The organism is Bacteroides helcogenes P 36-108, assembly GCF_000186225.1.
In the GTDB taxonomy this organism is placed as follows: Bacteria; Bacteroidota; Bacteroidia; order Bacteroidales; family Bacteroidaceae; genus Bacteroides; species Bacteroides helcogenes.
In genome coordinates this window covers 3,779,927-3,804,314 of sequence record NC_014933.1, presented here as the reverse complement: position 1 = coordinate 3,804,314, position 24,388 = coordinate 3,779,927, and the positions used below count along the sequence as shown (strand labels likewise).

Genomic DNA, 24,388 nt, shown 5'->3' with positions numbered 1-24,388 from the left:
CAAAGTTATTCATTTTTTGTAAGATTCTCCCGTTCTTTTATATATAAACATCATCAGGCTGGGCAGCACTATCAGCAGCAGGGGCAGGGCTACCACAAATCCGCCTATTACTGCCACGGCCAAAGGTTGCTGCATCTGTGCACCCATACCGAAGCCCAGGGCAAGAGGCATCAGTGCCAGTACAGCCCCAATGGCGGTCATCAGCTTGGGGCGGATGCGCAAGGCGATGGCATAATCCACCGAGGAGGACACATCGCCTCCGTTTCTACGGTTCATGCGGTACTGGTGTACAGTGAAGATAGAATTTTCGGCAATAATGCCCACTATCATGATGATACCGGTGTAGCTGCTCACATTCAGAGGTACACCCATAATCCACAGAGCCAGCAGGCTGCCGCAGATGCCCAGCACGGAGATGAATAGTACGGCTAACGAGACGGCCCATTCCTTGAATAAGCACATCAGCACGGCAAACACCAGCAGCGTAGCGAGTCCGAGAATTTGCATCAATTCCAAAAATGACTGTTGCTGTTCGGAGTAGGCGCCGCCATAAGAGATGCTGCACCCTTCGGGTAGGGGGAGTTGCCGGGTGAAAACTTGCTTCAGCTCTTGTACGGTGCTTCCCAGGTCGCGGTTCTCCAGGCGGGCGGTCAGCACTACATTGCTTTTCAGATCTTCGCGTCGTTGCTCCACCTCGCCGGGAATCACCTTCACCTGGCAGAAGAAGCCGAGTGGGCGAGTGCTTCCATCGGGCAGGAAGATGAGTTGTTGCCGAAGCTTCTCCGGTGAATTGTCGGCAAAGTCGGTGAAGCGCAGCAAGATACGGCGCATTTGTTCGCCATCTTGCATGGAGCCTATTTGCAGGCCGCCCGTCATGGCTGCCTGTGCGGGATTGGGTTCTATCATGCTGGCGGATTGGCACAGAGGAATGCCTCCGGTGTAGGCCGAAAGCTGTTCCTGAAAGTCGATCAGCGAGATGCCGAATTGTGAGAGACGGTCTTCATCGGGTAGGAAGACAAGGGAAGGGCCGTTTGGTATCAGTCCATTGTCTATATCCACAATGCCGGGTACGGTCTGCATCACTTTTTCAGCGTGGGCGGCCACTTGCTCCAGCACTTGTTGGTCTGTGCCGAATATCTTTACTTCGATGGGCTTCGGCGTACTCATCAGGTCACCAAGGAGGTCGGTAATGCGTTGGCCGAAGTCTATCGTCATGGCGGGTACGGAATGAGATAATGAACGGCGCAGTTCGCTAATGACTTCTGGGGTACTTTTGCTGCGCTTCTTCTTCAATTGGATGAGGTAGTCGCCGAAGTTGCTGGGGCGCGTCTTGAAGGACATGCCCAGAGCCGTGCGGCGCGAGTAGGTGGCTACATCGGGATGGGCAAGGATTAACTTTTCCATCTGTCGGCAGAGGCGGTCAGTTTCCTCGATGTCAGTTCCAACTGGTGAGTGATAGTCCAGTACGATAGTGCCTTCGTCGAGATCGGGCAAGAATCCCGAATTGAGGTGCGTGGATGCCCACCAACCACTACTGCCAAGCAGTAGTACAAATGTCGCAGCTACCGGCGGATGACGGTAGAGACGGGTGAGGAAATGCACTTTGCGGATAGACTGTTCTTCCAGTTGCTCGTCATCCAAAGTCTTTGGTTTCCATTGCTTCTTGTAGCCTATCATCAGATGCAGCACGGGCAAAAGTAACCAGGTCACAAGAAATGATGCTACCATTGTCAGTTGCATTGTGTCCGACAGTTCCTTGAAAAAGCTCCCCGCCAGTCCGCTCATCAGCCTGAAAGGAAAGTGGATGACGATGGTGGCCATTGAGGAAGCCACCATGGCTGGAAACAGGTTGGTGATGGCATGGTGCACTACTGTAAAGCGATCTGTGCCGGGGCGTTCCTCGTGCTCGCGGTATATCTGCTCAATGATGACGATGGCATCGTCTATAATCAGCCCCACCGAGGCGGCGATGGCTCCAAGTGACATTACATTGATGGAAATACCGGCCAGATAGGCCAGCAGGATGCTGAATGCCACTGTGACGGGGATAGTAATCAGTACTGCCACACTGGCCCGCCACGATCGCAGAAAAAGTACCATTACCGCAATGGCCAGCAGCAGTCCCTCGTAGATGGTTTTCATCACGCTGTGTATGCTGTCGTCCACAAAGGCACTCTGATTGTAATAAGGCTTCAGTTCATATCCGGGGGGAAGTTGTGCGCGTACTTCGGCGGCCTTGGTCTCCACATCTTGGGCAAAGTCTATCAGATTGACACCAGGCTGTTTCACAAGGTCTATCAGCACAGCGTCGTTACCGTCGGCGTTTATTTTCAGGAATTCTTGCTGCTCTTGTATCTCTACGCGGGCTATGTCCTTCAGATGCACAGTTCGTAGCCCGTCATTGTGCACAATGGTGTTCTCCAGTTGCTGCAAGTCGTTGATACGGGTATCGGTCAGTGTCAGATAGAGGCGGTTGTAGTCGGCCACATTGCCATTGCCCATCACGAAGTTGGTCTGCTCGAAGGTACTCTTTATCTGTGCCGTCGTCATTCGCAGGGCGGACATTTTAGCAGCATCGGGGATGATGACAAACTCTTTGGCTTTGCCGCCACGCACTACCACGTTGCTGATGCCATTGACTTGTGAGAAAACGGGGCGCGCCACCAGATTGCCCACATCGCGCAGGGCGATGCGGCTGTGTGTCTTGCTTTCCAGTGTATATCCATAGACGGGAAAGAGTGATTGGTTCATGGCTTCGGTGGAAATGACAGTACCCGGCGGCAGGAAGCCTTTTATCTCGTTGATACGGCTTTCGAGTTGTGTCTTCAGGGCGTAGATATCCAGTCCCCACTTGAAGTAAACCTCCACTACGCAACTGCCGCGGCTGGTGCTGCTCTTTACGATAGTGACACCTTGCACCTTCTTTACGGCACTTTCCAGAGGCTTGGTCACGGTAATCATCATGCGGTCCACCGGCTGCTGTCCGGCATCGGCTATCACGGTGATGCGTGGAAAAAGCACTTCGGGAAAGAGGTTGGTCTGCATGCGAGTGTAGCAGAAGATGCCAGCTAACAATAATAACAGTCCGATGAAAAGGATAGGTTTGCTATAAACTTGATGAAAATATTGCTTTTGAATAGGATTCATTTCAGTGTGGATTTATTTTGTGACGACAACGCGGCTCTTGTTTTCCAGTGCGTAACCTCCGGTCAGGATGATTCTGTCTTTGGGTGAAAGTCCGGCGGCGCTTACCTCTATGCTATCCGCGTTGCTGTGGCCTGTTGTTAAGGGGATTTTGACGGCGGTGCTGTCATCAAGTAATTTCATTACCCATTGATGCTCTTGCGTCTCATCGCTCTGTACGGCACTTTTGGGTAATATCATGCCTTGCCGGCCACTTGTTTCGGTTTCTACAAGTACCTTCACTACCAGCCCTTCGGGAAGGAAAGGTGCGCGGGCTGTGGCTATGACTTGCTGTACCTGTGAGGTGGCGTTCATTGTGGCGAGAGGTTTCTGTACAGTAGCTGCCAGTCGGGTGTCATCAGGTAGAATGATGGTGCACCGGCCGCTTTGCGTCACGATCTTCAATTGTTCGTACGGCACGTTCAGTTGGAACACCAAACTACTCAAGTCTGCCATCTCGCACAGCGTGCCACCTTCGATGACGTAGCTGCCCGGCTGTTGTGTCACGGAGGTCACGATGCCCGATGCTCCGGCCTTTACCGGAATGGTGTGGGAGGTCATTCTTTCCGTTGTCCTTGCAGATTCATCGGTTGCGTTGCCTGCCTGTGTATCTCCGGTCAGTGCATTGTTTCTTGTCTGTACACTTCCGGCCAACGCGCGGCTTTCTTTTGTCTCCAGTGTGTAGAGCGTTTGTCCTTTGTTGACGATGCTGCCCGGTTGTACCTCTGTATTGCTGATAAAGGCGGAGATGGGGGCTGCTATGACGGACTTCCTGAGATATACAGTAGTGCCCGAAAGTACTATCTCACTCTTTATATTGCCTAATGACACGTGGGTCAGGGTGACCGATGTCCTGGACTCACTTTCTGTCTGCTGCCCATTGGGGGTGTTGTGTGTGCAGCCCGTCAGAAGCGCTGAAACTAAAAGGAATGTAATTGCTTTCATATATTTATAATGTGTAATTTAGTGGATTGTCCAATTGATGTTATCACCAGTTCCAGTAATTGAAGGCTGCCACAAGCAACTGGCGGTTGGTCTGCAATAGCATATAGTCTTTGTCTGTCTGAATCTTACTTTTCCACACGTTTAGATAGTCGATGATGGACAGTTGTCCGGCTTCAATTTCTCTCCGATAAGCCTCCAGTACGGCGGCATAGTCTTTGCGTTGGCTTTGCAGCAAGGCGGTTCGTTCATCGTAAGCCTGCAATTCGTCCAGATATTGATGCTTGCGCTGTTCCTTCCGGTTCTGCAATTCGTTTTTGTATCCGGCTATCGTGCGCAGTTGGCTGGCTGATTGCAATTCTTTGTAGCGCTTCTGTCTGCCATCGGCCAATGTCCATGCAAAGGTCAGCCCGGCGCTCATGCCGAAGTGTTTATACAAGGCATTGTACTTGCCGGAGCTGAATCCGGAGTTGATGAACAGATTAAGCTGTGGGTGGTATTGCAGATGGAAGATTTTCAGCGTGGCGAGTGTGTTGAGGCTGTCCAGACGATATTGTTCCATGAAAGCCGATTGTCGTGGGGCAACGGGGTGGGGCGTAAGGCTGATGTTTTGCAGAACTACGAGTGTCGTGTCCTTGATTCCGCACAAGATGTTCAAGTCCGCCAAGTGCGTGCGGAACGATTGAAGTGAGGCTGTTCTCAGGTCTTGATTGCTTTTTTGTTCGATGAGCAGTAGCCGCAGGTCGGTCTGCTTCACCAGCCCATCTTCGGCCAGGTTTCTCATTGCCTTGGTCTGCTGTTCCAGCAGGATGCCGATGGAGTCGGCGAAAGCTATTTGCTGTCGATCTTGCAGGCAAAGGATGTATTGTTGTGCCACCACATACTCCAATTGATGCCGTTCCATGTGTATGCTGTGGTTTATCATCTCTTTTCGCACTTCTGTCTGTTCCTTGGTCGCTTTGTATAGCCGGTTGCCAAGCAGGGGCTGCGTCCACGATACGTAAGCATGGATGTTGCCGCTGTTCTCACCCAGATCGTAGCCGTAATAGTCTGTTCCGTTGTGTGCATTCCACTGGAAGGTGGTCTTTCCATTATCTTTAGAGATGATGGGTACAAACAGGGCATCTCCATTCAATTCGGTCTTGGAGTGTGTGTAGAGGGCTTTCAACCGTTGCAGTTCGGCGGTTTCCGTTTCCTTCCGGTTGTGATAGTCTTGTAGCAACGGGCTGTTACTTTGTGCAGTTTCTATGTAATAGTGTAGGGAGTGGGTGGTATTCTCTTGCCCGTGCAGCAGAGACATGCAGCCAATGGTGAACAGACATAAAAAGATTCTTCTGACAATCATATTCTATCCTTTGTTAAGAGGGCGTTCCAATGGAAACCCCGATTTTTCTTACAAAGGTAGAGTGCGATTTTGTAGGAATTTTGAAGAAGAAGACCAGAGTGGGGAGATGTGAAGAAAGGCGGAGAAGTTTGTCACCTCTCCGCCTTTCATTGAATAACTATAACTTATGTTATTGTCTTTAGATAACTCCTTGTGCCATCATAGCCTTTGCCACCTTCATGAATCCGGCAACGTTGGCGCCCTTCACGTAGTTTACGTAGCCGTTGGTCTCTGTGCCATACTTCACACAGTTTTCGTGAATGTTCTCCATAATGTAGTGCAGCTTGGCATCCACCTCCTCGGCGCTCCAAGACAGACGTTCGGAGTTCTGCGTCATCTCAAGACCTGATACAGACACACCGCCTGCATTGGCAGCCTTGCCCGGAGCATACAAAATCTTGGCATCTTGAAACACTTTGATGGCTTCGGGAGTAGAAGGCATGTTGGCTCCTTCGGACACGGCTATCACACCGTTTGCCACTAATTGGCGGGCATGGTCACCGTTTATTTCATTCTGAGTGGCAGAAGGTAGTGCGATGTCGGCTTTCTCACCCCAAGGCTTTGCTCCTTCCACGTATTTTACGCCCGGATATTGCTCGGCATATTCGCGGATACGTCCACGATAGAGATTCTTCAGTTCCATGATATAGTCCAGTTTTTCGCGGTCAATGCCTGCGGGGTCGTAAACATAACCGTCGGAGTCGGACATAGTAAGAACTTTACCGCCTAACTGTAATACTTTCTCTGCGGTGTATTGGGCTACATTTCCGGAACCTGAAATCAAGACTGTCTTACCTTTCAGATCAGTGCCTTTGGTCTTCAACATTTCCATCAGGAAGTAAACGTTACCGTAACCGGTAGCTTCCGGACGGATTAGCGAACCGCCGAATTCACGGCCTTTGCCTGTCAGCACACCACTGAATTCGCGGGTATATTTCTTGTAAGCGCCAAACATGTAGCCTACTTCACGGCCGCCTACTCCGATGTCACCGGCAGGTACATCCACGTCAGGACCAATATGACGCCACAATTCCAGCATGAATGCCTGGCAGAAGCGCATTACTTCGGCACTGCTCTTGCCGCGCGGCGAGAAGTCGGAACCACCTTTGGCTCCACCCATAGGCAGTGTGGTCAGTGAATTCTTGAAAGTCTGCTCAAAAGCAAGGAATTTCAGGATGCCGAGGTTTACGGAAGCATGGAAACGGATACCGCCTTTGTATGGACCGATGGCGTTGTTGTGCTGTACACGATAACCCATATTGGTTTGTACGTTGCCTTTGTCGTCCATCCAAGTGACGCGGAATTGATAAATGCGTTCGGGGATGCAAAGACGTTCAATCAGATTGGCTTTGTCAAACTCCGGATGTTTGTTGTACTCTTCTTCAATGGTAGAAAGGACTTCTTCTACTGCTTGATGATACTCCGGTTCGTTGGGGAACCGTCTTTTCAGGTCTTCTAATACCTTAGCTGCATTCATAATCTATTTCTTTTATTGGTTGCTACTAAATGTTACCTAAAACAATTTGATTATCGGTTTGTTTCCTTTTTTCTTGTTGCGGTTGCAAAAATACACATAATATTGAAACATGCAAACAGTTTATAAATAAAATGCGGCATAAAACAACAAATTTATTGTTTTATGCCGCAAAAAGGAATAAAAAGATATTATTTATTCTCTTTTCAATGATTTTATGGTAGGAATAAACACCAATGCCGCCGAAATGGCAAGCGTTAGGATGATTGGACCGTCAATTCGTTCGACAGATGTTAGAACCATGTAGCAGAGTGCTACCCAAAGCAGCATGATGCATACACTTTGTGATTTCGATAGTTTTCGTTTCATGGGATAATTCTGTTTTCTGTACGGGCAAATTTTACTTATCTTCTCTATTATCCGTTTTTGCAATTCTTCTTCTTATCTACAATGGCGTCGATGACCGCTACGGCTGTAATGTTCACGATGTCGCGCACGGAACTTTCGAAGTCGGTGAAATGGATAGGCTTGTTCAACCCCATTTGAATCGGACCGATCAGCTCTGTCTCCGTATCCATTGCCTGCAACAGTTTGTAGGCGGAGTTGGCGGAGCTCAGGTTAGGGAATATGAGTGTATTCACGTCTTTGCCTTTCAGACGGGTGAACGGATATTTGGCATCGCGCATCTTGCGGTTCATGGCAAAGTTTACCTGCATTTCACCGTCAATGGCGAGATCGGGATAGTTTTGCTGCATATACTCCACGGCTTCGTGTACCTTCATTGGGCTGCCTTCGGTGTCTGCGCCGAAGTTGCTGTAACTTAGCATAGCCATTACCGGAGTATGGTTGAAGAAGTGCACAGTGTTTTCTGCCAGTTTGGCTACGTCTATCAGCGTATCCGTGTCCGGGTGGCGATTGATGAGCGTGTCGGTCAGAAAGTATGTGCCTCTCTTAGAGTTGAGGATGTGCATGGTCCCGAAATGCTTATATTCCGGGCGGATGCCGATAACCTCTTTGGCTACTTTGATGGTGTTGCTGTATTTGGTATATAAGCCGGTGATGAAAGCATCCGCTTCACCGGTTTCCACCATCATCATGCCGAAGTAGTTGCGCTCGAACATTTTGTCGTTAGCTTCTTCGTAGGTGGCCCCTTGGCGGGCACGCTTTTCGGCGAGGATGCGGGCGTAGCGTTCGCGGCGCGGAGCTTCGTCAGGGTGGCGCAGGTTGACGATTTCGATACCTTCAAGACTGATTTCAAGCTCTTTTGCCAGTTTCTCAATGGCTTCGTCATTACCCAATAAGATAGGTTGGCAAATGCCTTCGGACTTGGCTTCCACGGCAGCTTTCAGCATGTTGGGGTGAATGCCTTCGGCAAAGACTACGCGTTGTGGATTGCGTCGGGCGGTTTCACGCAGTTGGCGTGTCAGTTTGCTTTCCTGCCCCATCAGTTCTTTCAGGTGCTGGCGGTAAGCTTCCCAGTCTGTGATGGGTTTGCGTGCCACACCGCTTTCCATGGCTGCACGTGCCACTGCCATAGACACTTCAGTGATGAGGCGCGGGTCAACAGGCTTCGGAATGAAGTAGTCGGAGCCGAAGGTGAAGTTGTTCACATGATAGATCTCGTTCACTACATCGGGCACAGGTTGCTTGGCCAAATCTGCGATGGCGCGCACAGCGGCCAGTTTCATTTCTTCGTTGATGGCTTTGGCTGCCACGTCCAGTGCGCCACGGAAGATGTAGGGGAAACCGATTACATTATTAATCTGGTTGGGATAGTCGCTGCGACCAGTGGACATCAGTACATCGGGGCGGGCGGCCATGGCTTCCTCATAAGTGATTTCGGGTACGGGATTGGCGAGGGCGAATACGATGGGCGTATCGGCCATGCTCCGTATCATATCTTGTGTCAGGACATTGCCTTTGGAGAGGCCGAGGAATACGTCAGCTCCGCATACGGCTTCTTCCAGCGTATGGATGTCGCGGCGGTCGGTGGCAAAGTAACGTTTGGTTTCGTTCAGTCCGTCGCGGTCGCTGGTGATGACACCTTTGGAGTCGAGCATGACAATGTTCTCGTGTGTGGCGCCCAATGCCTCATACAGCTTGGTGCAGGAGATGGCTGCCGCACCGGCTCCGTTCACTACAATCTTCACGTCTTCAATCTTTTTACCTGCCACTTCGAGGGCATTCAGCAGTCCGGCACTTGAGATGATGGCCGTGCCGTGCTGGTCGTCGTGCATCACAGGGATATCGAGCTCAGCCTTCAGGCGGCGTTCTATCTCAAAGCATTCGGGAGCCTTGATGTCTTCCAAGTTGATGCCTCCGAAGGTGGGGGCGATAGCTTTGACTGCTTCGATGAACTTATCGGGATCTTTTTCATTCACCTCGATGTCGAATACGTCGATGCCGCCGTAGATTTTGAACAGCAGGCCTTTGCCTTCCATTACCGGTTTGCCGGCCAATGCGCCGATGTCACCCAGTCCGAGCACGGCTGTACCATTGGAGATGACGGCAACCAAGTTGCCTTTGGCGGTATATTTATAAGCGTCTTGCGGATTTTTCTCGATTTCGAGGCAGGGCTCCGCGACGCCCGGAGAATAGGCGAGTGAAAGATCTGTTTGAGTACTGTAAGGTTTGGTGGGTACAACTTCTATCTTACCCGGTTTGCCTTGCGAGTGATAAAGCAAGGCTGCTTCTTTGGTTATCTTAGCCATGGGATAATATTAATTTGGTTATAATTTGTTTGCAAATGTAGGGATAAAAGTTCTAATTCGTAGCTCTCATGCGATATTTTCTGTCCTTTTTGTCATTTAATAGCTCGGAATACTTACTTTCAAAGGCACTTGTCCCGTCATTTTTCGTATGCTGGTGTTGCCATCTTAGTGCAGGCCGACATACATCAGTTTATACCCTTGCCACAATGCTCCTATACCTTTGTTATGCATCCTCCCTTTTTCATGCATTCAGTGCTTGCTCAATATCCAAGATGATGTCGTCTGCATTCTCAATACCCACTGAGAAACGAATCAAGTCCGGTCGTACACCGGCAGCCAGCAGTTGCTCGTCCGAAAGTTGGCGGTGTGTGTGGCTGGCAGGGTGCAGTACACAGGTACGTGCATCGGCCACATGTGTGACGATGGCGGCCAGCTTCAGCGAATCCATGAACTTGGTGGCTACTTCGCGGCCCCCCTTCAGTCCGAAGGTGACAACGCCGCAAGATCCGTTAGGCATGTACTTCTGTGCCAGTTCATGATATTTGTCTTCGGGTAGGCCACAATAGTTCACCCATGCCACTTTGTCGTTTTTAGAAAGATATTCGGCTACGGCTTGCGCGTTTTTGCAGTGTTGAGGCATGCGCAGATGCAGGGTTTCCAAGCCGAGGTTCAGCAAGAATGCATTCTGCGGTGACTGTATGCTGCCAAGGTCGCGCATCAGTTGTGCGGTGGCTTTTGTGATATAAGCCATCTTGCCGAAGTTCTTCGTGTACGTCAGTCCGTGATATGACTCGTCCGGCATGCACAGTCCGGGGAATTTGTCGGCATGCGCTTCCCAGTCGAAGTTTCCGCTGTCCACGATGGCTCCGCCCACACTGGTGGCATGTCCGTCCATGTATTTGGTGGTGGAATGCGTCACGATATCGGCTCCCCACTCAAACGGATGGCAGTTGATGGGGGTGGGGAAGGTGTTGTCCACAATCAGAGGCACACCATGACTGTGGGCTATGCGGGCAAACTTCTCTATATCCAGTACCTCCAGCGTAGGGTTGGAGATGACTTCGCCGAACAGTGCTTTGGTGTCGGGGCGGAAAGCTGCTTCAATTTCTTCCTCCGGGGCATCCGGATTAACGAAAGTCACGTCAATGCCCAACTTTTTCATCGTCACGCCGAAAAGATTGTAAGTACCTCCGTAGATGCAGGAAGAACATACCAAGTGGCCGCCCGCCTCGCAGATATTGAACACGGCATAGAAATTGGCAGCCTGCCCGCTGGATGTCAGCATGGCTCCTACACCTCCTTCGAGGGCGGCTATCTTAGAGGCAACGGCATCGTTCGTGGGGTTCTGCAGGCGGGTATAGAAATATCCGCTTTCTTCCAAGTCAAACAGACGCGCCATTTGCTCGCTGGTTTCATATTTAAAGGTTGTACTTTGGTAGATGGGGAGCACACGCGGCTCGCCCTTTTTAGGAGTCCATCCGGCCTGCACGCACAGTGTTTCCGGCTTGAATTGTTTTGCCATAATGTTGTCTATATTAAAGTTATTGTCAATTAAAGCAGTAAGTTGGCGCAAAAGTAAGGAAAATAATGTATTTTTGTCCTTCATAAAGAGAAAATACAGTGAAAATGGTTAGAATCTTATTCCTTTTGCTTCTTATATTGACATCCTTTTCTGTTCGGGCACAGCAGGCCATCGGAATTCCGAAAGCCGGCGAAGGTATTTCTACTTTTCTTCAGCGAAACAATCGTCCGGGGCGGGCCTATTATAAAGAATTTCTTGAACTGAACAAGAAACGCCTGCGCGGAAAAGAAGAATTGCGGTTGGGTGTGAAGTATGTGTTGCCGCCTCTGAAGGACGGAAAAGAAAACTCTTCGGAACAAGATAACCGGAAAAAAAATACCCCGACGGAAATCCAGTCAGACGAGAATCTTTCTGCGGGCACACCTTCAAGAAAAACAGCCGAAGAAGAAGCCGATGCCGATTTTGATATTCCCAAGCAGTCTGCTTCCCGGACTTCCGGCAAGCGCAAGGGTATTGTGCATGAACCTCTTTTTGGCAAATCCTCTGCCGATGTACGGGTCACCGGAAGCCGTTTACGGGGAGCCTGCTTCTATGTGGTGGGCGGACATGGCGGACCCGATCCCGGAGCTATCGGAAAGGTGGGCAAAGTGGAACTTCATGAGGACGAATATGCTTATGACGTGGCCCTCCGCTTGGCGCGCAACCTGATGGAAGAAGGGGCGGAAGTGCGTATCATCATTCAGGATGCCAAAGACGGTATTCGCGATGAACAATATCTCAGCAACAGTAAGCGTGAGACTTGCATGGGGGCAGCTATCCCCCTGAACCAAGTGGCGCGCCTGGAGCAACGTTGTGCCAGCATCAATGAACTTTATCGCAAGGATCGTAAGAAGTACAAGTATTGCCGTGCCATCTTCCTCCATGTGGACAGCCGCAGCAAAGGCACACAGACTGATGTGTTTTTTTATCATGCTCCAAAAAGTGTCTTGGGAAAGAGGCTGGCTGTTACCATGAAGGATACTTTCGGGTCGAAGTATGATAAGCATCAGCCTAACCGTGGCTTTGAAGGCACTGTCAGTGGGCGCAATCTCTATGTGTTGCTCAACGCTTCTCCCACTTCCGTGTTTGTGGAGCTTGGCAACATACAGAATACCTTCGACCAGCGCCGTTTCGTCATCAATTCCAATCGCCAGGCATTGGCTAAGTGGATGATGGAGGGATTTATAGCGGATTATAGGAAGGTAAATGGATGGAAATAAATGCTTTCAGATGACAGAAGATATTAAAAGGCAACTTTTGGAGTGGGCGGAGATTTACCATTGTACTGACTTTATCCAGAGCGACCCGGTGCAGTTTCCACACCGCTATGTGCAGAAGCAGGACATTGAGGTCAGTGGCCTGTTGACCGCCATCATGAGCTTTGGCAACCGCAGGCAGATATTGAAGAAAGCCGGCGAGCTCCACGGACTGATGGGAGAATCTCCTTATCAATATGTATTATCCCGTCGTTGGGCAGTGGATTTTCCTTTTGCGGATAGAAGGAGTTTCTATCGTATGCTTTCTTATTCTGATTTTTATGCCTGTTTTGAGCGTTTATATGCCGCATATTCTTCTTTTAACAGTTTGGAAGATGCTCTCTGCATATATCCGGGTATTCCGATGGAGAAGTTGTGTGCGTTTCTGGATGTTTCTGCCAAAAGCCCGCAGAAGAAACTGAATATGTTTCTGCGCTGGATGATACGGAAAGATTCCGAAGTGGATTTTGGTATTTGGAGAAGCTTTGATTGCAAAAATTTAATTGTTCCTCTGGATACACATGTCTGCCGGGTGGCCTGCACTTTGGGGCTGACTGATACGGAAACTTTTTCTTTAAAGAACGCCTGCCGTATTACCGCTGCTTTAGCGGAGGTTTTTCCCGATGATCCTTGTTTGGGAGATTTTGCCTTGTTCGGCTACGGGGTGAACAATAAGAAATAAATAATTCCGGTTCGTGATGAACCGGAATTATTTTCATGAGTAATTTGTCTTTTTGAGAGCTTATTCTTCTACAGCTTCACCTTTCTCGTTCAGGATAACTGTGGATTCTTGCTCGTCTTGAGCGACAATCACTACTTTGTAGATTTTCATTCCATCTTTTTCTTTTACGAAAGCTTCTTTCACGGAAGAACCTTCATGGTCTTTTGCTAAAGTCTGCATAACAGCCTGTGGCAACTGAGTTGCGTCCATCTTTACAAACTCGTCTTGTGGAGACTGTGCAGTTTCTACCACTGTGCTGTCTTTCACTTCCTGTGCAAATGCAACAGAACTACCTAATCCCATAACCAATGCTAATGCTACTAATACCTTTTTCATAATCGTAAATGTTAAGTGAATATTTAAGTTTACTTGTCTTCAGACATTAACAATAGGACAAAGGTAGTGCCAAAAATGCATGTGATTAGTGTATGCTGCTGTATAATAGATATATATGCCGGAATATGCAGATAGGGATGCCATTCCCTAAATGTGGAAAAGTGTGGAATTGGGCAACAGATTTGAGGAATAATTGCACAGTTTCGGGTAATTCTGCTTAAATTTGCGGCATACTTAAAAATTGCATGAATATGATTAGACTGAATGTTTTTATTCAAGTAAGTACGGAGAACCGTGCTGCTGTGCTGGACGCTGCCAAGGAATTGGTTGCATGTTCCTTGAAAGATAATGGTTGCATTGCTTATGATATTTTTGAGAGTGCAATCCGCAATGATGTGCTTATGATTTGTGAGACATGGAAAGATGCAGAGGCCTTAGCTGCCCATGAAAAGGCAACCCATTTTGTGACATTGGTTCCCAAAATACAAGGACTGGCTTCCATGAAACTTGAGAAATTTACTTTTTGATACATCATTATTATAAGGCACTGCACATTCAGGTAGCAGTGCCTTTTTTGTTTTTTCTGTCAACCATAATACGGCTTTCGTTGTTATCTAATCAGTTCCATATTCAAGGATTAGTTTTTAGCTTATGTAATACCCGAAGATTATGAAGCAGTTTATACTTATTGTTGCAGTATTATGCCTGTCATGCATTGGCAAGTTGGCGGAGGAGCAGGCAGGAAGAAAAAAAGAAACGAAACCAATGAAAGAAATTTATCTGGCAGGAGGATGCTTTTGGGGGACGGAACATTTCCTGAAGCAAATAGACGGAGTGGAGAAAACTCAAGTAGGTTATGCAAACGGTAATGTTGTCAGTCCTACATATCAGCAAGTATGTACAGGAACCACCGGGTTTGCCGAAACGGTAAAAGTGCAATATGATCCCGAAAAAGCGGATTTGCCTTTTCTTATCGATCTCTTTTTTAAAACAATTGACCCTACCAGCTTGAATAAACAAGGAGGTGACAGGGGAACACAATACCGTACGGGTATTTATTATACGGATGCTGTCGATCTGCCTGTCATAAAGGAAACAGTGAAACGTCTGTCTGCCGGCTATACTCGCCCGTTGGTTGTGGAGATAAAGGCTTTGGAAAACTTCTATCCTGCCGAAGACTATCATCAGAATTATCTGGACAAGAATCCGGGAGGATATTGCCATATTAATCCTGCACTGTTTGATGTGGCGCGCAAGGCAAAAATGAAAAGAAGTAAATAATGGATATCTTGTCGCAACTATATACTTTATTATACTAATGATTGTGTATAATAAAGTATATAGTTGCGTTTTATTTTGTCAACTTGAAGGTGGTTTGGAGAATCTGGAAGCAAAAAATCAGTCGTTTTTGAAGACGTGCGGTTCTGAAAACTACCGATTCCCTTTTGGACAACCATTTGGATTACCCTTTAGGTGGAGTATTTGCCAAGAAAAATAAAGCTTCCGATTTTCTTTATTCCATTTTCTTCATTACGCTCAAGCAGATATGCAAAAGTATGCTTTTGCTCCCGAAAATGAATAGCGCAAATTATTGAAAATAAGTGAAATATGATGATTTCGATGGCTTTTTTGAGGGACTCTGGAAAACCACCGAATGGGAAACTTCCAGATGCTCAAATCTGTGTGAATTTGTATATGGGCGAAAAAGAAGAATCCATTGAAATAACTGTATTTCAATGGATTTCAAGTGAGGATGACTTTGTTTTGTGGTGCCACCAGGAATCGAATAAATTCGCTAAGTGGCTGAATATCTTTATATTTATGAATTAGCAAAGAAGCAATCTCCCGCTATCGCTCCACCTTTGCACTTCTTTATTCTGCGCATTGATATGTGGATGATTTCTTGTGTGCAAAGGTAGTGAATTAGTTTAATTAATCGTTGTACTTTGGATATTTTATTGTTGCACAATACCGACCATCACAGAAAAAATCAAGCCAAACTGATTACAGCTATTTTTTTTCGTGGTTTATAATAGCTTTTTTTGTGATTATATTGTTTGTTATCGGAAATAATATACAAAAATCGCATTTATAATTTGCTACTATTGGTTTTTGTTCATATCTTTGTGCCATACATTTTAATAAATTCAACGATTATGATAGCAGAGTTCAATATTGAGAATTTTTTCTCCATTAAATCGGCTCAAAAAATAAGTTTTGAACCTTCGACAGACACTTTTATGTCTGATGAATATTCGTATGAAATTAAAGATGGGGTTAGATTGCTAAAAGTTGGAATTATATATGGCGCTAACGCTTCTGGTAAAACAAATATATTAAATGCCATCGAATTCTTTAGATTATTGGTTTTGAGAATGCCTAAGGATCGGAATGAGGCAACAAAGGTTATTCCTTTTATGTTGGATGACACTTCAAGGAATGAAAAGACGAAGATGTCAATGACATTCTATATCAATCAATCGAAGTATGTCCTCAGCTTTGAATTGAATTCCATATATATATATTCCGAAACACTGATTGTTTATGACTCTATTCGTCCGACTAAACTGTATAGCCGCAGTTATGATGCTACGACGGATTCTACTACCATAGAGTTTGGAGCAAATCTTAAAATGACCAAAAAGAGTCAGGATGTTATTTCTGGTAACACTATCAATAATTGCAGTGTGCTTGCCGCATTTGGTAAAAGTAACGTAGAACGGACAAGGTTGAATGATGTGTACGACTATTTTGCAAAACAAGTAAAGGATGTGTTAGCTCCCGGTATGTTGCTATCAGGATATATAAAATCTCGATTGAATAATGATGAGACAGGAGATTTGAAGAAATTCATTTTAAACTTCCTGAAAGCTTCTGATTTCAATATAGAAGACGTTGTCTTAAACGAAGAAGAAGAATTGATTACTCCGGAATTGGAGCAACTGATTCAGAACGCTCCTATTGAAAATGAAGCTAAAGCTGAAATGCTTAAGAAGGGTAAAATCACAAATGCTGAATTGACATTCAAGCACAAAGCCGGAGATAGTTTATATGACTTGTCTGAAGATTATGAATCCAACGGTACTATGCGATTTATGGGATTGGCTGTTATTTTGAATTTCCTATTAAAAACAAATCGGTTTGTGCCTATTGATGAGGTGGAAACAAGCATCCATTATGAACTGCTGGCATATTTTCTGAAAGTTTTCTTGGCAAATAGCAATGGAACCTCCCAGATGCTGCTGACAACGCACGACATCAATCTTCTCAATGAAGATTTCATTCGTCGTGATACGATATGGTTTACAGATAAAGACGAGCTTGGCGAAACTAAAATAGTACGGCTTTCTAACTTGGGATTGCACAAGAATCTTTCCCCATACAATGCTTACAAGCAGGGAAAGTTAGTAAAGTTACCGTTTCTTGGCAGTCAGTACATAGACTTAAACAACTAATAATATGCGGCGAACAGTAACAAAAAGTATCGCTATCATTGGCGAAGGAGAAACAGAATGGTTCTATTTCGACTCTTTGAGGATTGCCTGTCGCTATCCTTTCAAGGTTGCGCCTGATTTTCCGCAACATAGTGACATCAATCATATTCTGAAACTAGTAGAATCATACTTGAGCAAGCAATATGATTATATTGTATGCCTATTTGATATGGATAGGCTATTACAGTATCCATCTGAAATGCAGTTGTATCAGCGAGCAAAGAAAGAGTATTGGAAAAAGAAATATGCAGGTAAAGTTATGTTTGTGGAAACGAATCCATGTACGGAATTTTGGTTTTTGTTACACTTCCTGCCAAATGTAGTCTGTCGGCGATATGAGAGTTATGACCAACTTCTTCCCGAACTACAGAAGTATATGCCAGGATATGAAAAGACGAAACGATATTTCATACGCACCAACCTCTATAAATATTTAACAGAGAATGGTGATTTGGAACGAGCAATTTCAAATTCCGAAAAGTTGTGCCAGCTATGCAAGGAATCTCCTGAAGATTTGAAAGCATATTCGGAAGTACACAAGGTAATAAAGTTGTTTGATAATATGTAAAATAGAGCATGTCACAGTTTCAATAATAGAATTTGCTTTTCTGATAGGATGATTGAAATAATAAAAATAATTTTATGGAACTATTATATATCTATATCTCAGACGACAAACGTAATATTAAAGGGTGTGAGTACAATTTCTCTCCCAATTATAAATTTTCATATCAGCCAGAATTAAAGACTTTTCACATGGTAAAAAGTGATTCTCTATATAATGGTTGGTTTGGACAAAATATTGTCAATATTACAGCAGTAGTTGGAAAGAATGGTTCAGGAAAGACCAATCTACTTGACTGCATAATAAAGGCGTTGTGTGGTCAAGGTGGAGCCTTTATGTTTTACAAGCATAATGGTCGTATATATTCAAATATTCCAAAACAGCTTTCTAATTATAGATTCACATTTAATGTGATTCAATTCGAGAGATTCGGATCTCCATTAAACTCTGAATTTGAAGAACATATCAATGATACATTTGTCACTTTTTATTCACCAACAATAGATAGAACTTTATCAAACAGGAATTCTCATTATGTGAAATTTGAGGACATTTCAAATTCCTATACTCTTCGACAGTCATCAAGTCGATTAACGCATGAACCGGAATATGCTCGTATGTCAGAAGTTGACATAATGCAAACTAACGATTTATTTAGATTATTGTTGTTGTTTATTTACTCACATGAGCAGAAGCATACTATCTTTGAATCAATCAAATTGCCAGACTATTTTGAGCTAAAACTACTTTATTTTTCAGACATACAACCACAACACCCAACATATAAAGCATTGACACAAGATTTGTCTAATAATGGATTTAAAAACAGATTAAAAAAGTTTATACTAACTCAGGTATTTCTGTCTAATCAGCAGTTTCCTGAAAAATGGGATAATAAAACAACATTTGAAGATGTACTTTTACATCTTAACAACGGAGAATATTATAGACCAAATATTTTCGATACACTTTGTCAACTTTATGATTCTAGCGATATTAAATACACTGAAGAAAGTTTAAGTGGACTGAGAAAAGGGTATTATGAATTTAGCTGTAGTATTAGAATAGAATCTATTACTCAGGCATTTATAACAGCTCTATACTGCTATTACAATTATATTCCTATGGCACCGTATGCTTCTTTTGGGACCATAGGAGAGAGTGTTTCAAATGCCCAAATAGTTATCAATTTAGGCATTTCTTCTGGCGAAAGAGCTATATATACATTTGTATCACGTCTAATGGGTGTGATTTTTAATAAACAAGGTGAACTCCATAATGCGAACATTAATAAGATTATTTGCGACAACAAATTCGATGGCAAAACCATTATTATATTGCTTGATGAGCCAGATTTGCAACTTCACCCTGAATGGCAACAAAAATTTATAAGTTTGCTATTGGATTTATTATATGTATACTTTCCTAAAGTTAAATTCCAGATAATTTTAACTACACACTCTCCAATATTATTGTCTGACATACCACGCAGAAATGTTGTTTTTATCAACAAAAACCCTGATGGAACAAGCAGGGTTTGTAATGAACTAACTTTTAAGGAGACATTTGCGGCAAACATACACACCTTATATAATAATAGCTTTTTTCTTGATGGAGTGCCAATTGGAGAATTTGCAAAACATAAGATTGAAGTAATACATAAACAAATAGACTCAGGGCAAATTAATGACAATATACTTGACGATATCTACAGAATAGGAGAACCTATAATCCGTAATATCTTGTTACAAAAATATGATATCAAACGAAAAACTCTATCTAATGAAAAACGAGTTTCGTTATTAAAAGAAGAATTGGCAAAACTTGAAGACAATAAGTAATGATTAAAATAGAAAAATCTAATATACTGCAAGTTAGTAATTATTATGCTGACTCTATAGTAAATATGAAGAGGCATCTCAAAAGAGATAATCCGTATCTGGCTTATGTGTTTAATGAACGTAAATTCGAGGAACTAGTATTATGTCCTCCATTGAGTTTAAACAAAGAAATTGCATCGTTCAATGAACGCTTTCCTTATATAGATTATGAAGCAGGAGATTGGAGCTATTTTAAAAAATATATGATTGGACAATATGAAAAAGTACGAAAAGAAATTTTACATGAGATTCTTGATTCTTTAAACATAAATGTTTGCCCATACTGTAATCGGCAATATATATTTGGTGCAGATAACAATCGTAAAGTTAGTGCTCAGTTTGACCACTTTTACAGTAAAAGCAGTTACCCATATTTAGCCCTATCATTTTATAATCTTATTCCATGTTGCCCTACATGCAACAAAGCAAAAGGAGAAGAACAAATAGAAATAAATCCATATATAGAAGGATTCCAAAATAATGGAAAATTAACAATAGATTCGCCATTAAATTGTATATTAAAAAATACAGATTGGGAAATTAAGTTTGAGTCAGATGACAGATGTAAAAAGAATATTCAAGCATTTGCTCTGGATGAACTATATAAAAAGCATAAGGATTATGCGTATGAAATAGCAATGAAATCTATTGCCAACCAGAAGGGGTATTATAATGATTTAAAGATGTCATTTATTGATTTGGGAGTAACAGACGAACAAATAGATAGAATAATATGGGGCAATTACTTGGATGAAAATCAATTGTCTGACAGACCGTTATCCAAGATGACCTTAGATATTATAAATCAATTAAAAAGCCTTAGTGGTTGAGCTATATGAGGCTACCTAAAAAACTTGTTAGACAGCCTTGATTTCACATTGGCTTTATCATTGATTCGATGAAGGCGATTTCGTTCTCGGTCAAACAATACTTAACGTAGAGCTGACGGTCGATGTCGATAACAGACAGCGACCAGTCTATATCACTATCTGAAGTGAAGTCTTGAAGAGGGACGAAACGAAAGACACTACTCGGATTATCTTGAGTTTTCTTCTTAATGAAAACTAATGAACGAAAAAACTTAGTTCTCATATATTTAATAATATTAGAGCATTCTTCAATAGTTAAAGACGGTTTATTACAATCATATCCTATGACCAAATAAGTTTGGGAACAAACACTATTAGGCTCTCCGTAGAAGGGCATACCAATAATTTGATGAGGAAAATTATCACCCCCATTGTATGCTTTAGAGATATAAACACGGTGTTTGCTTAGAGTATCTTGATTTTTGGGAATATTACTGAAACTAATCCAAGCATACCCTATAGGATTTACTTGTTTATTCAAGTAGTATTTGATTGAAGCAGACTCGCTTCTTTCCAAAGAAAAACCACGCCACGTTGTAGTTAGTTTGCCGTCTTTGTCGTAAAAGTGTTGAGGACTAACAAGATTAGAAAAATTGGAAAACGAATACTTGTCTCCTTCAATATCCTTTACTTTCAAGAACATGCTCAGTAATTCTGAATCTCGAATTACAATACCCGCCTCTCCAGGATTAAGATATGTTTTGATTGCTGTCTGTTTACCACTTTGATTCATTTTCAAAAGGCATTTTCCGTAATATTCTTCGCTAAAGAGCGAATAGCTAACGCCACCTTTAATTTCAACACCACTAAAACAGTCTAATGCATTGTAGAAGTCAACAAGAGTGATGAAATGATTACTATTTATCATTTTATCTACCCATACATCAGAAATACCTTGACCTGTTTTTGTCATCCAACGGCTTGGGGATATAAGAGAAAAGTACTTTGGATGCAGAGATATACAAGCATCGAAAAAGAAAGGATAGACAGCTGACGCAAAAGCTGTGTTAATTCCAGCTTTATCCGTAGATTGAATATCCTGATACGGTGGATTTCCTACTATTGCATTAATTTTCACGTTCTTTCCTATTAAGTAATGAACTTTCTTGATGAAAAGTTCGGGTTGATTTTTGATTTTGTTGATTAGGTCTTCCGGTGCCCACATATTCACTGTGCCTTGTCGAAATCCCATGAGTGTGCGACGTGTGATTGATTTTGCCATTGGTGTTTTACAGATGACAAAAATGTTTTCAGCTACTGCTTTGTCCCATATCGCCTGATGCTCTTCAAGTGTTTCGGGGGAGAACATTTCATTTTTCAGTCGAGTGCGATAAATGTTGTAGGCGAGATAGAGCGGATAGAGTCCCGACTTTGAATTTATTTCAAGCAAGCAACTGTCAGTTGAAAAAACATCGGCTGTTACTTCAGAGTGGTCAATATACCGTGGCTCATCTATCGGCTCTGAATAATCTTCATTGTAGAAACAAAATCCTCCGAGACAGTCGCCCATGTGCATGTTCACCACTCGCCACGGAGTAAGCACCGTTTCCTTGTCAGGATTGCGGAACGTGGCAAATATTGAGGCTATTCGTGAGATACGTTCCTCTACCGTCAGCTTATCGGCAGCACGAGCCATCGCACGGATACGTTTGCCTGCGGCTGAAAAGATTTCAGGATCATAATATTTTTTGAACGTATTGAACTTCTGTTTGGTAACGCCACGAGGCATAAACTCTTCCCACGATTGAGAATCGACAAGCGAAGTGAAATTGTCAATGGTAAGTTCCGTGTCCTCGTCCTTGATGTCGGCTCCATAGACAAGTAACGGCATGCGGATGGAAATACCCCGTAAAATAGATATAGCATCATCCTTTACTTTTTTCTTCTTCTTCAGTTCCTCCAAACGGGCTTTATCCTCATCCGATAGCTCTTTTTTCTTTTTCTTTTCAAGATTTTCCTTTTCTTCGTATTCCTCGTTGGTCAAACCTTGATTGTTTACATCAATATTACCGGAATTGCCCATTGCTTTAGTCTGACCAATGATGCCCTTTAATTCATCGAACTCACTAATTTCCACATCTGTGAGTTTCAAAAGTTCGTCATTGTACAGGCAACCATCTTCAAAACCATTACGTACCACTCGTTCAACGTATGCCTTTTTCAATTGTTGAAGCATCCGGGTGACATTCATCTCTTCCATCTTACTACCTTCAATCGATATTACAGGACAGAAATTAAGAAACTCTCCGAGTGCACGTTTTTGATTATCCGTAGTTTTTCCTGCTTTCGTAGATACTCGTGGTACTGTGGCGAGTACCTGTAAAGTACGGTCGGGAGCAAAATCAAAGACATAACAATCTTCCTTTACACGTCCGTTTACCGTTGATGGGGTCTGAACACGGAAAATAGTCTGCATATATGCTGAAGCCGCAGTATTGTAACTTCCTGACAACATAAGCACGCCTGTCCATGCCTTTACAGAAACGCCTGTTGTCAGACGTCCGCAGGACAATGTTATTGTACGAGTTTCGTCTGGATTCTTACCAATGGCATCCTCAACCATGCGAAGTGCATCGCTATTTTCCTCGTCCTCATCGCCTTCCCCTGCCACATTCACGATATGAAAATGTTGGAATACGGGGTGAGATTGTAGCATCGCGCTCATAGCTTTGGCTGCCTTAACACCTGGTAGCATCCATAATGTATGTCGGAAGATAGAACGATAGTGATTGTTTGCAAACGGATACATGCTGTTGGCATCTTCCTTTGTCAATAGGTTCAGGAACGAAAGAACATCTTTCTTATGTATGAATTCTCCATCAGCTCCAACACGGAAATATTCTCGGAAGTTGAAGGCAATATCTTCGTCTGCGAAATCTGAAAGTAGCTTGCCTAAATCGTAAGTGTATATATTCAGACGTGGAAGCCCTACATACGGATTCGGGTCTCCGAGATGTGTCATATCCCATTCGGCTTTGGCACGTTGCTCCATCACATAATCCCATGTGTATATCTCGTCCTCCTTGAACTCATCAAGAAGATTGAATGGCGTTCCTGACAGACGCAGCACCTTTGTATCAGACTTAACAAGCTCTGCCATTACAGCCTTGCCAAGAGCTGTTTGTGTTCCCTCATGTGCTTCGTCCACAATAACCAAATTCCACGCAGTTGAAAATATCTCATTGTTCTTGTCAAACTTTCCACCTACGGTTTCTGAGCCGCGTAAATCCTGCATTGAGGCGAAATAAACATAATGCTTTCCGCTTTTTTCATACTGATGCTCAAGTGAGACGAATGACTCTCCGTTTGTCTTTGAGCCATACAGATAGTTTGTCGTATCATAAAATATCTTACCGAAGTCTTCGAACCATCCGCTATCCACCACAGGACGGTGTGTGAGTATAAGGGTGCGTTCAAAATTCTTTTCTTTTACCACTTGAAGTGCAGACAGAGTTTTACCAAAACGCATTTTAGCGTTCCAAAGCATCTGATTCCCTTTCTTGAACTGTCTCAATGTCATGTCTATTGCTTTGCGCTGTTCGGGGCGAAAGATAATTGGAGACTTTTCATTTGTTACTTCTGTGGCAGACAGGGATTTTCTTCCTTCTTTAACTGCCTTAATAGCGAGTTTCGTAGTCTCAAGGTCAGTTATAAACCATTCGGTTCCTTTTCCGCCATTACTATTGAACTCCTTGCGCCGTATTCCCGAACGCAAGAGCACTTGATGCACCTCTTTATCATTAAACCAACCTATTCCGTTACCTTTTAAATAAACAGCTACTTCTGTGTAGAGTAACTCATAGTTTATTCCTGCGGTTTGTGTGTATTGGTCAATGCGTTGACGCGCGGCTTTATTGAGAATACTTGCATTTGGCAGTAACGAGAAAATATTCACGCTGTCATCATCTATACTCGTTTCTCCTATCTTCAGACAGTTGGTATGAATGGCGTCGTTGATACGGAAAACATAAATCAACGTAGATTTTGGTGCTTCAAAGTAATTCTGCATGGC

The 24,388-nt window shown here is 43.9% G+C and carries 17 protein-coding genes; 8 read left to right on the top strand and 9 right to left on the bottom strand.

Translation table 11 applies throughout. From position 1 onward, the window contains the following. Window positions 1-9: 9 nt before the first annotated feature. The 7 genes from BACHE_RS15800 to BACHE_RS15775 all read right to left on the bottom strand — a co-directional run bounded on the left by BACHE_RS15800 (window position 10) and on the right by BACHE_RS15775 (window position 11,216). Window positions 10-3,147: an efflux RND transporter permease subunit gene (locus BACHE_RS15800; RefSeq protein WP_013548713.1), complete on the bottom strand. Its 3,138-nt coding sequence runs from the start codon at window positions 3,145-3,147 to the stop codon at window positions 10-12. Window positions 3,148-3,159: 12 nt separating this feature from the next. Then, window positions 3,160-4,128 carry an efflux RND transporter periplasmic adaptor subunit gene (locus BACHE_RS15795; RefSeq protein ID WP_013548712.1) on the bottom strand — a complete coding sequence of 323 codons (969 nt, stop codon included), beginning with the start codon at window positions 4,126-4,128 and terminating at the stop codon, window positions 3,160-3,162. A gap of 43 nt (window positions 4,129-4,171) precedes the next feature. Next, window positions 4,172-5,470 carry a TolC family protein gene (locus BACHE_RS15790; RefSeq protein WP_013548711.1) on the bottom strand — a complete coding sequence of 433 codons (1,299 nt, stop codon included), beginning with the start codon at window positions 5,468-5,470 and terminating at the stop codon, window positions 4,172-4,174. A 178-nt stretch (window positions 5,471-5,648) separates the two neighbouring features. Beyond that, window positions 5,649-6,986 (bottom strand): NADP-specific glutamate dehydrogenase, encoded by a 1,338-nt coding sequence (locus tag BACHE_RS15785; RefSeq protein ID WP_013548710.1) that lies wholly within the window; start codon window positions 6,984-6,986, stop codon window positions 5,649-5,651. Between the two features lie 192 nt (window positions 6,987-7,178). Continuing rightward, on the bottom strand, window positions 7,179-7,352 hold the full coding sequence (locus tag BACHE_RS17200) for a hypothetical protein (RefSeq protein ID WP_148229868.1): 174 nt from the start codon (window positions 7,350-7,352) through the stop codon (window positions 7,179-7,181). 47 nt (window positions 7,353-7,399) lie between these two features. Beyond that, on the bottom strand, window positions 7,400-9,694 hold the full coding sequence (locus tag BACHE_RS15780) for an NADP-dependent malic enzyme (protein ID WP_013548709.1): 2,295 nt from the start codon (window positions 9,692-9,694) through the stop codon (window positions 7,400-7,402). A gap of 241 nt (window positions 9,695-9,935) precedes the next feature. After that, window positions 9,936-11,216, bottom strand: coding sequence for an O-acetylhomoserine aminocarboxypropyltransferase/cysteine synthase family protein (locus tag BACHE_RS15775; protein WP_013548708.1), 1,281 nt, complete (start codon window positions 11,214-11,216; stop codon window positions 9,936-9,938). A 104-nt stretch (window positions 11,217-11,320) separates the two neighbouring features. Here BACHE_RS15775 and BACHE_RS15770 point away from each other — a divergent pair, with 104 nt between their 5' ends. Beyond that, window positions 11,321-12,475, top strand: coding sequence for an N-acetylmuramoyl-L-alanine amidase family protein (locus BACHE_RS15770; protein ID WP_013548707.1), 1,155 nt, complete (start codon window positions 11,321-11,323; stop codon window positions 12,473-12,475). Window positions 12,476-12,485: 10 nt separating this feature from the next. Continuing rightward, entirely contained in the window at window positions 12,486-13,193 is a 708-nt protein-coding gene (locus BACHE_RS15765; protein ID WP_013548706.1) for a TIGR02757 family protein, read from the top strand. A gap of 60 nt (window positions 13,194-13,253) precedes the next feature. Here the strand turns inward: BACHE_RS15765 and BACHE_RS15760 are convergent, their stop codons facing one another. Next, window positions 13,254-13,568 (bottom strand): hypothetical protein, encoded by a 315-nt coding sequence (locus BACHE_RS15760; protein WP_013548705.1) that lies wholly within the window; start codon window positions 13,566-13,568, stop codon window positions 13,254-13,256. Window positions 13,569-13,819: 251 nt separating this feature from the next. Here BACHE_RS15760 and BACHE_RS15755 point away from each other — a divergent pair, with 251 nt between their 5' ends. From BACHE_RS15755 to BACHE_RS15725, 6 genes are all read left to right on the top strand, one after another. Continuing rightward, window positions 13,820-14,095 carry a putative quinol monooxygenase gene (locus BACHE_RS15755; RefSeq protein ID WP_013548704.1) on the top strand — a complete coding sequence of 92 codons (276 nt, stop codon included), beginning with the start codon at window positions 13,820-13,822 and terminating at the stop codon, window positions 14,093-14,095. A 142-nt stretch (window positions 14,096-14,237) separates the two neighbouring features. After that, on the top strand, window positions 14,238-14,849 hold the full coding sequence (msrA, locus tag BACHE_RS15750; RefSeq protein WP_013548703.1) for a peptide-methionine (S)-S-oxide reductase MsrA: 612 nt from the start codon (window positions 14,238-14,240) through the stop codon (window positions 14,847-14,849). 875 nt (window positions 14,850-15,724) lie between these two features. Further along, a complete protein-coding gene (locus tag BACHE_RS15740) occupies window positions 15,725-17,023 on the top strand; it encodes an AAA family ATPase (protein WP_013548700.1) in 1,299 nt (432 codons plus the stop codon). Between the two features lie 4 nt (window positions 17,024-17,027). Beyond that, window positions 17,028-17,630, top strand: coding sequence for an RloB family protein (locus BACHE_RS15735; RefSeq protein WP_013548699.1), 603 nt, complete (start codon window positions 17,028-17,030; stop codon window positions 17,628-17,630). A gap of 74 nt (window positions 17,631-17,704) precedes the next feature. Further along, window positions 17,705-19,468, top strand: a complete 1,764-nt coding sequence (locus BACHE_RS16730; protein ID WP_013548698.1) for an AAA family ATPase — start codon at window positions 17,705-17,707, stop codon at window positions 19,466-19,468. Next, complete coding sequence (locus tag BACHE_RS15725) at window positions 19,468-20,337, top strand: HNH endonuclease (protein WP_013548697.1); 870 nt, start codon at window positions 19,468-19,470, stop codon at window positions 20,335-20,337. Before BACHE_RS16730 ends, BACHE_RS15725 begins: the two co-directional genes overlap by 1 nt. Before the next feature lie 43 nt (window positions 20,338-20,380). Here BACHE_RS15725 and BACHE_RS15720 read toward each other — a convergent pair whose 3' ends face one another. After that, a complete protein-coding gene (locus BACHE_RS15720; RefSeq protein ID WP_013548696.1) occupies window positions 20,381-24,385 on the bottom strand; it encodes an Eco57I restriction-modification methylase domain-containing protein in 4,005 nt (1,334 codons plus the stop codon). Between the last annotated feature and the right edge of the window lie 3 nt (window positions 24,386-24,388).

What these genes read in the sequence shown, in the direction of transcription:
- BACHE_RS15740 (WP_013548700.1), top strand. Translation starts at nt 15,725, where the DNA reads ATGATAGCAGAGTTCAATATTGAGAATTTTTTCTCCATTAAATCGGCT.
- BACHE_RS15780 (WP_013548709.1), bottom strand. Translation starts at nt 9,694, where the DNA reads ATGGCTAAGATAACCAAAGAAGCAGCCTTGCTTTATCACTCGCAAGGC.
- BACHE_RS15720 (WP_013548696.1), bottom strand. Translation starts at nt 24,385, where the DNA reads ATGCAGAATTACTTTGAAGCACCAAAATCTACGTTGATTTATGTTTTC.
- BACHE_RS17200 (WP_148229868.1), bottom strand. Translation starts at nt 7,352, where the DNA reads ATGAAACGAAAACTATCGAAATCACAAAGTGTATGCATCATGCTGCTT.
- BACHE_RS15735 (WP_013548699.1), top strand. Translation starts at nt 17,028, where the DNA reads ATGCGGCGAACAGTAACAAAAAGTATCGCTATCATTGGCGAAGGAGAA.
- BACHE_RS15765 (WP_013548706.1), top strand. Translation starts at nt 12,486, where the DNA reads ATGACAGAAGATATTAAAAGGCAACTTTTGGAGTGGGCGGAGATTTAC.
- BACHE_RS15760 (WP_013548705.1), bottom strand. Translation starts at nt 13,568, where the DNA reads ATGAAAAAGGTATTAGTAGCATTAGCATTGGTTATGGGATTAGGTAGT.
- BACHE_RS15775 (WP_013548708.1), bottom strand. Translation starts at nt 11,216, where the DNA reads ATGGCAAAACAATTCAAGCCGGAAACACTGTGCGTGCAGGCCGGATGG.
- BACHE_RS15770 (WP_013548707.1), top strand. Translation starts at nt 11,321, where the DNA reads ATGGTTAGAATCTTATTCCTTTTGCTTCTTATATTGACATCCTTTTCT.
- BACHE_RS16730 (WP_013548698.1), top strand. Translation starts at nt 17,705, where the DNA reads ATGGAACTATTATATATCTATATCTCAGACGACAAACGTAATATTAAA.
- BACHE_RS15800 (WP_013548713.1), bottom strand. Translation starts at nt 3,147, where the DNA reads ATGAATCCTATTCAAAAGCAATATTTTCATCAAGTTTATAGCAAACCT.
- BACHE_RS15790 (WP_013548711.1), bottom strand. Translation starts at nt 5,470, where the DNA reads ATGATTGTCAGAAGAATCTTTTTATGTCTGTTCACCATTGGCTGCATG.
- BACHE_RS15795 (WP_013548712.1), bottom strand. Translation starts at nt 4,128, where the DNA reads ATGAAAGCAATTACATTCCTTTTAGTTTCAGCGCTTCTGACGGGCTGC.
- msrA (WP_013548703.1), top strand. Translation starts at nt 14,238, where the DNA reads ATGAAGCAGTTTATACTTATTGTTGCAGTATTATGCCTGTCATGCATT.
- BACHE_RS15725 (WP_013548697.1), top strand. Translation starts at nt 19,468, where the DNA reads ATGATTAAAATAGAAAAATCTAATATACTGCAAGTTAGTAATTATTAT.
- BACHE_RS15755 (WP_013548704.1), top strand. Translation starts at nt 13,820, where the DNA reads ATGATTAGACTGAATGTTTTTATTCAAGTAAGTACGGAGAACCGTGCT.
- BACHE_RS15785 (WP_013548710.1), bottom strand. Translation starts at nt 6,986, where the DNA reads ATGAATGCAGCTAAGGTATTAGAAGACCTGAAAAGACGGTTCCCCAAC.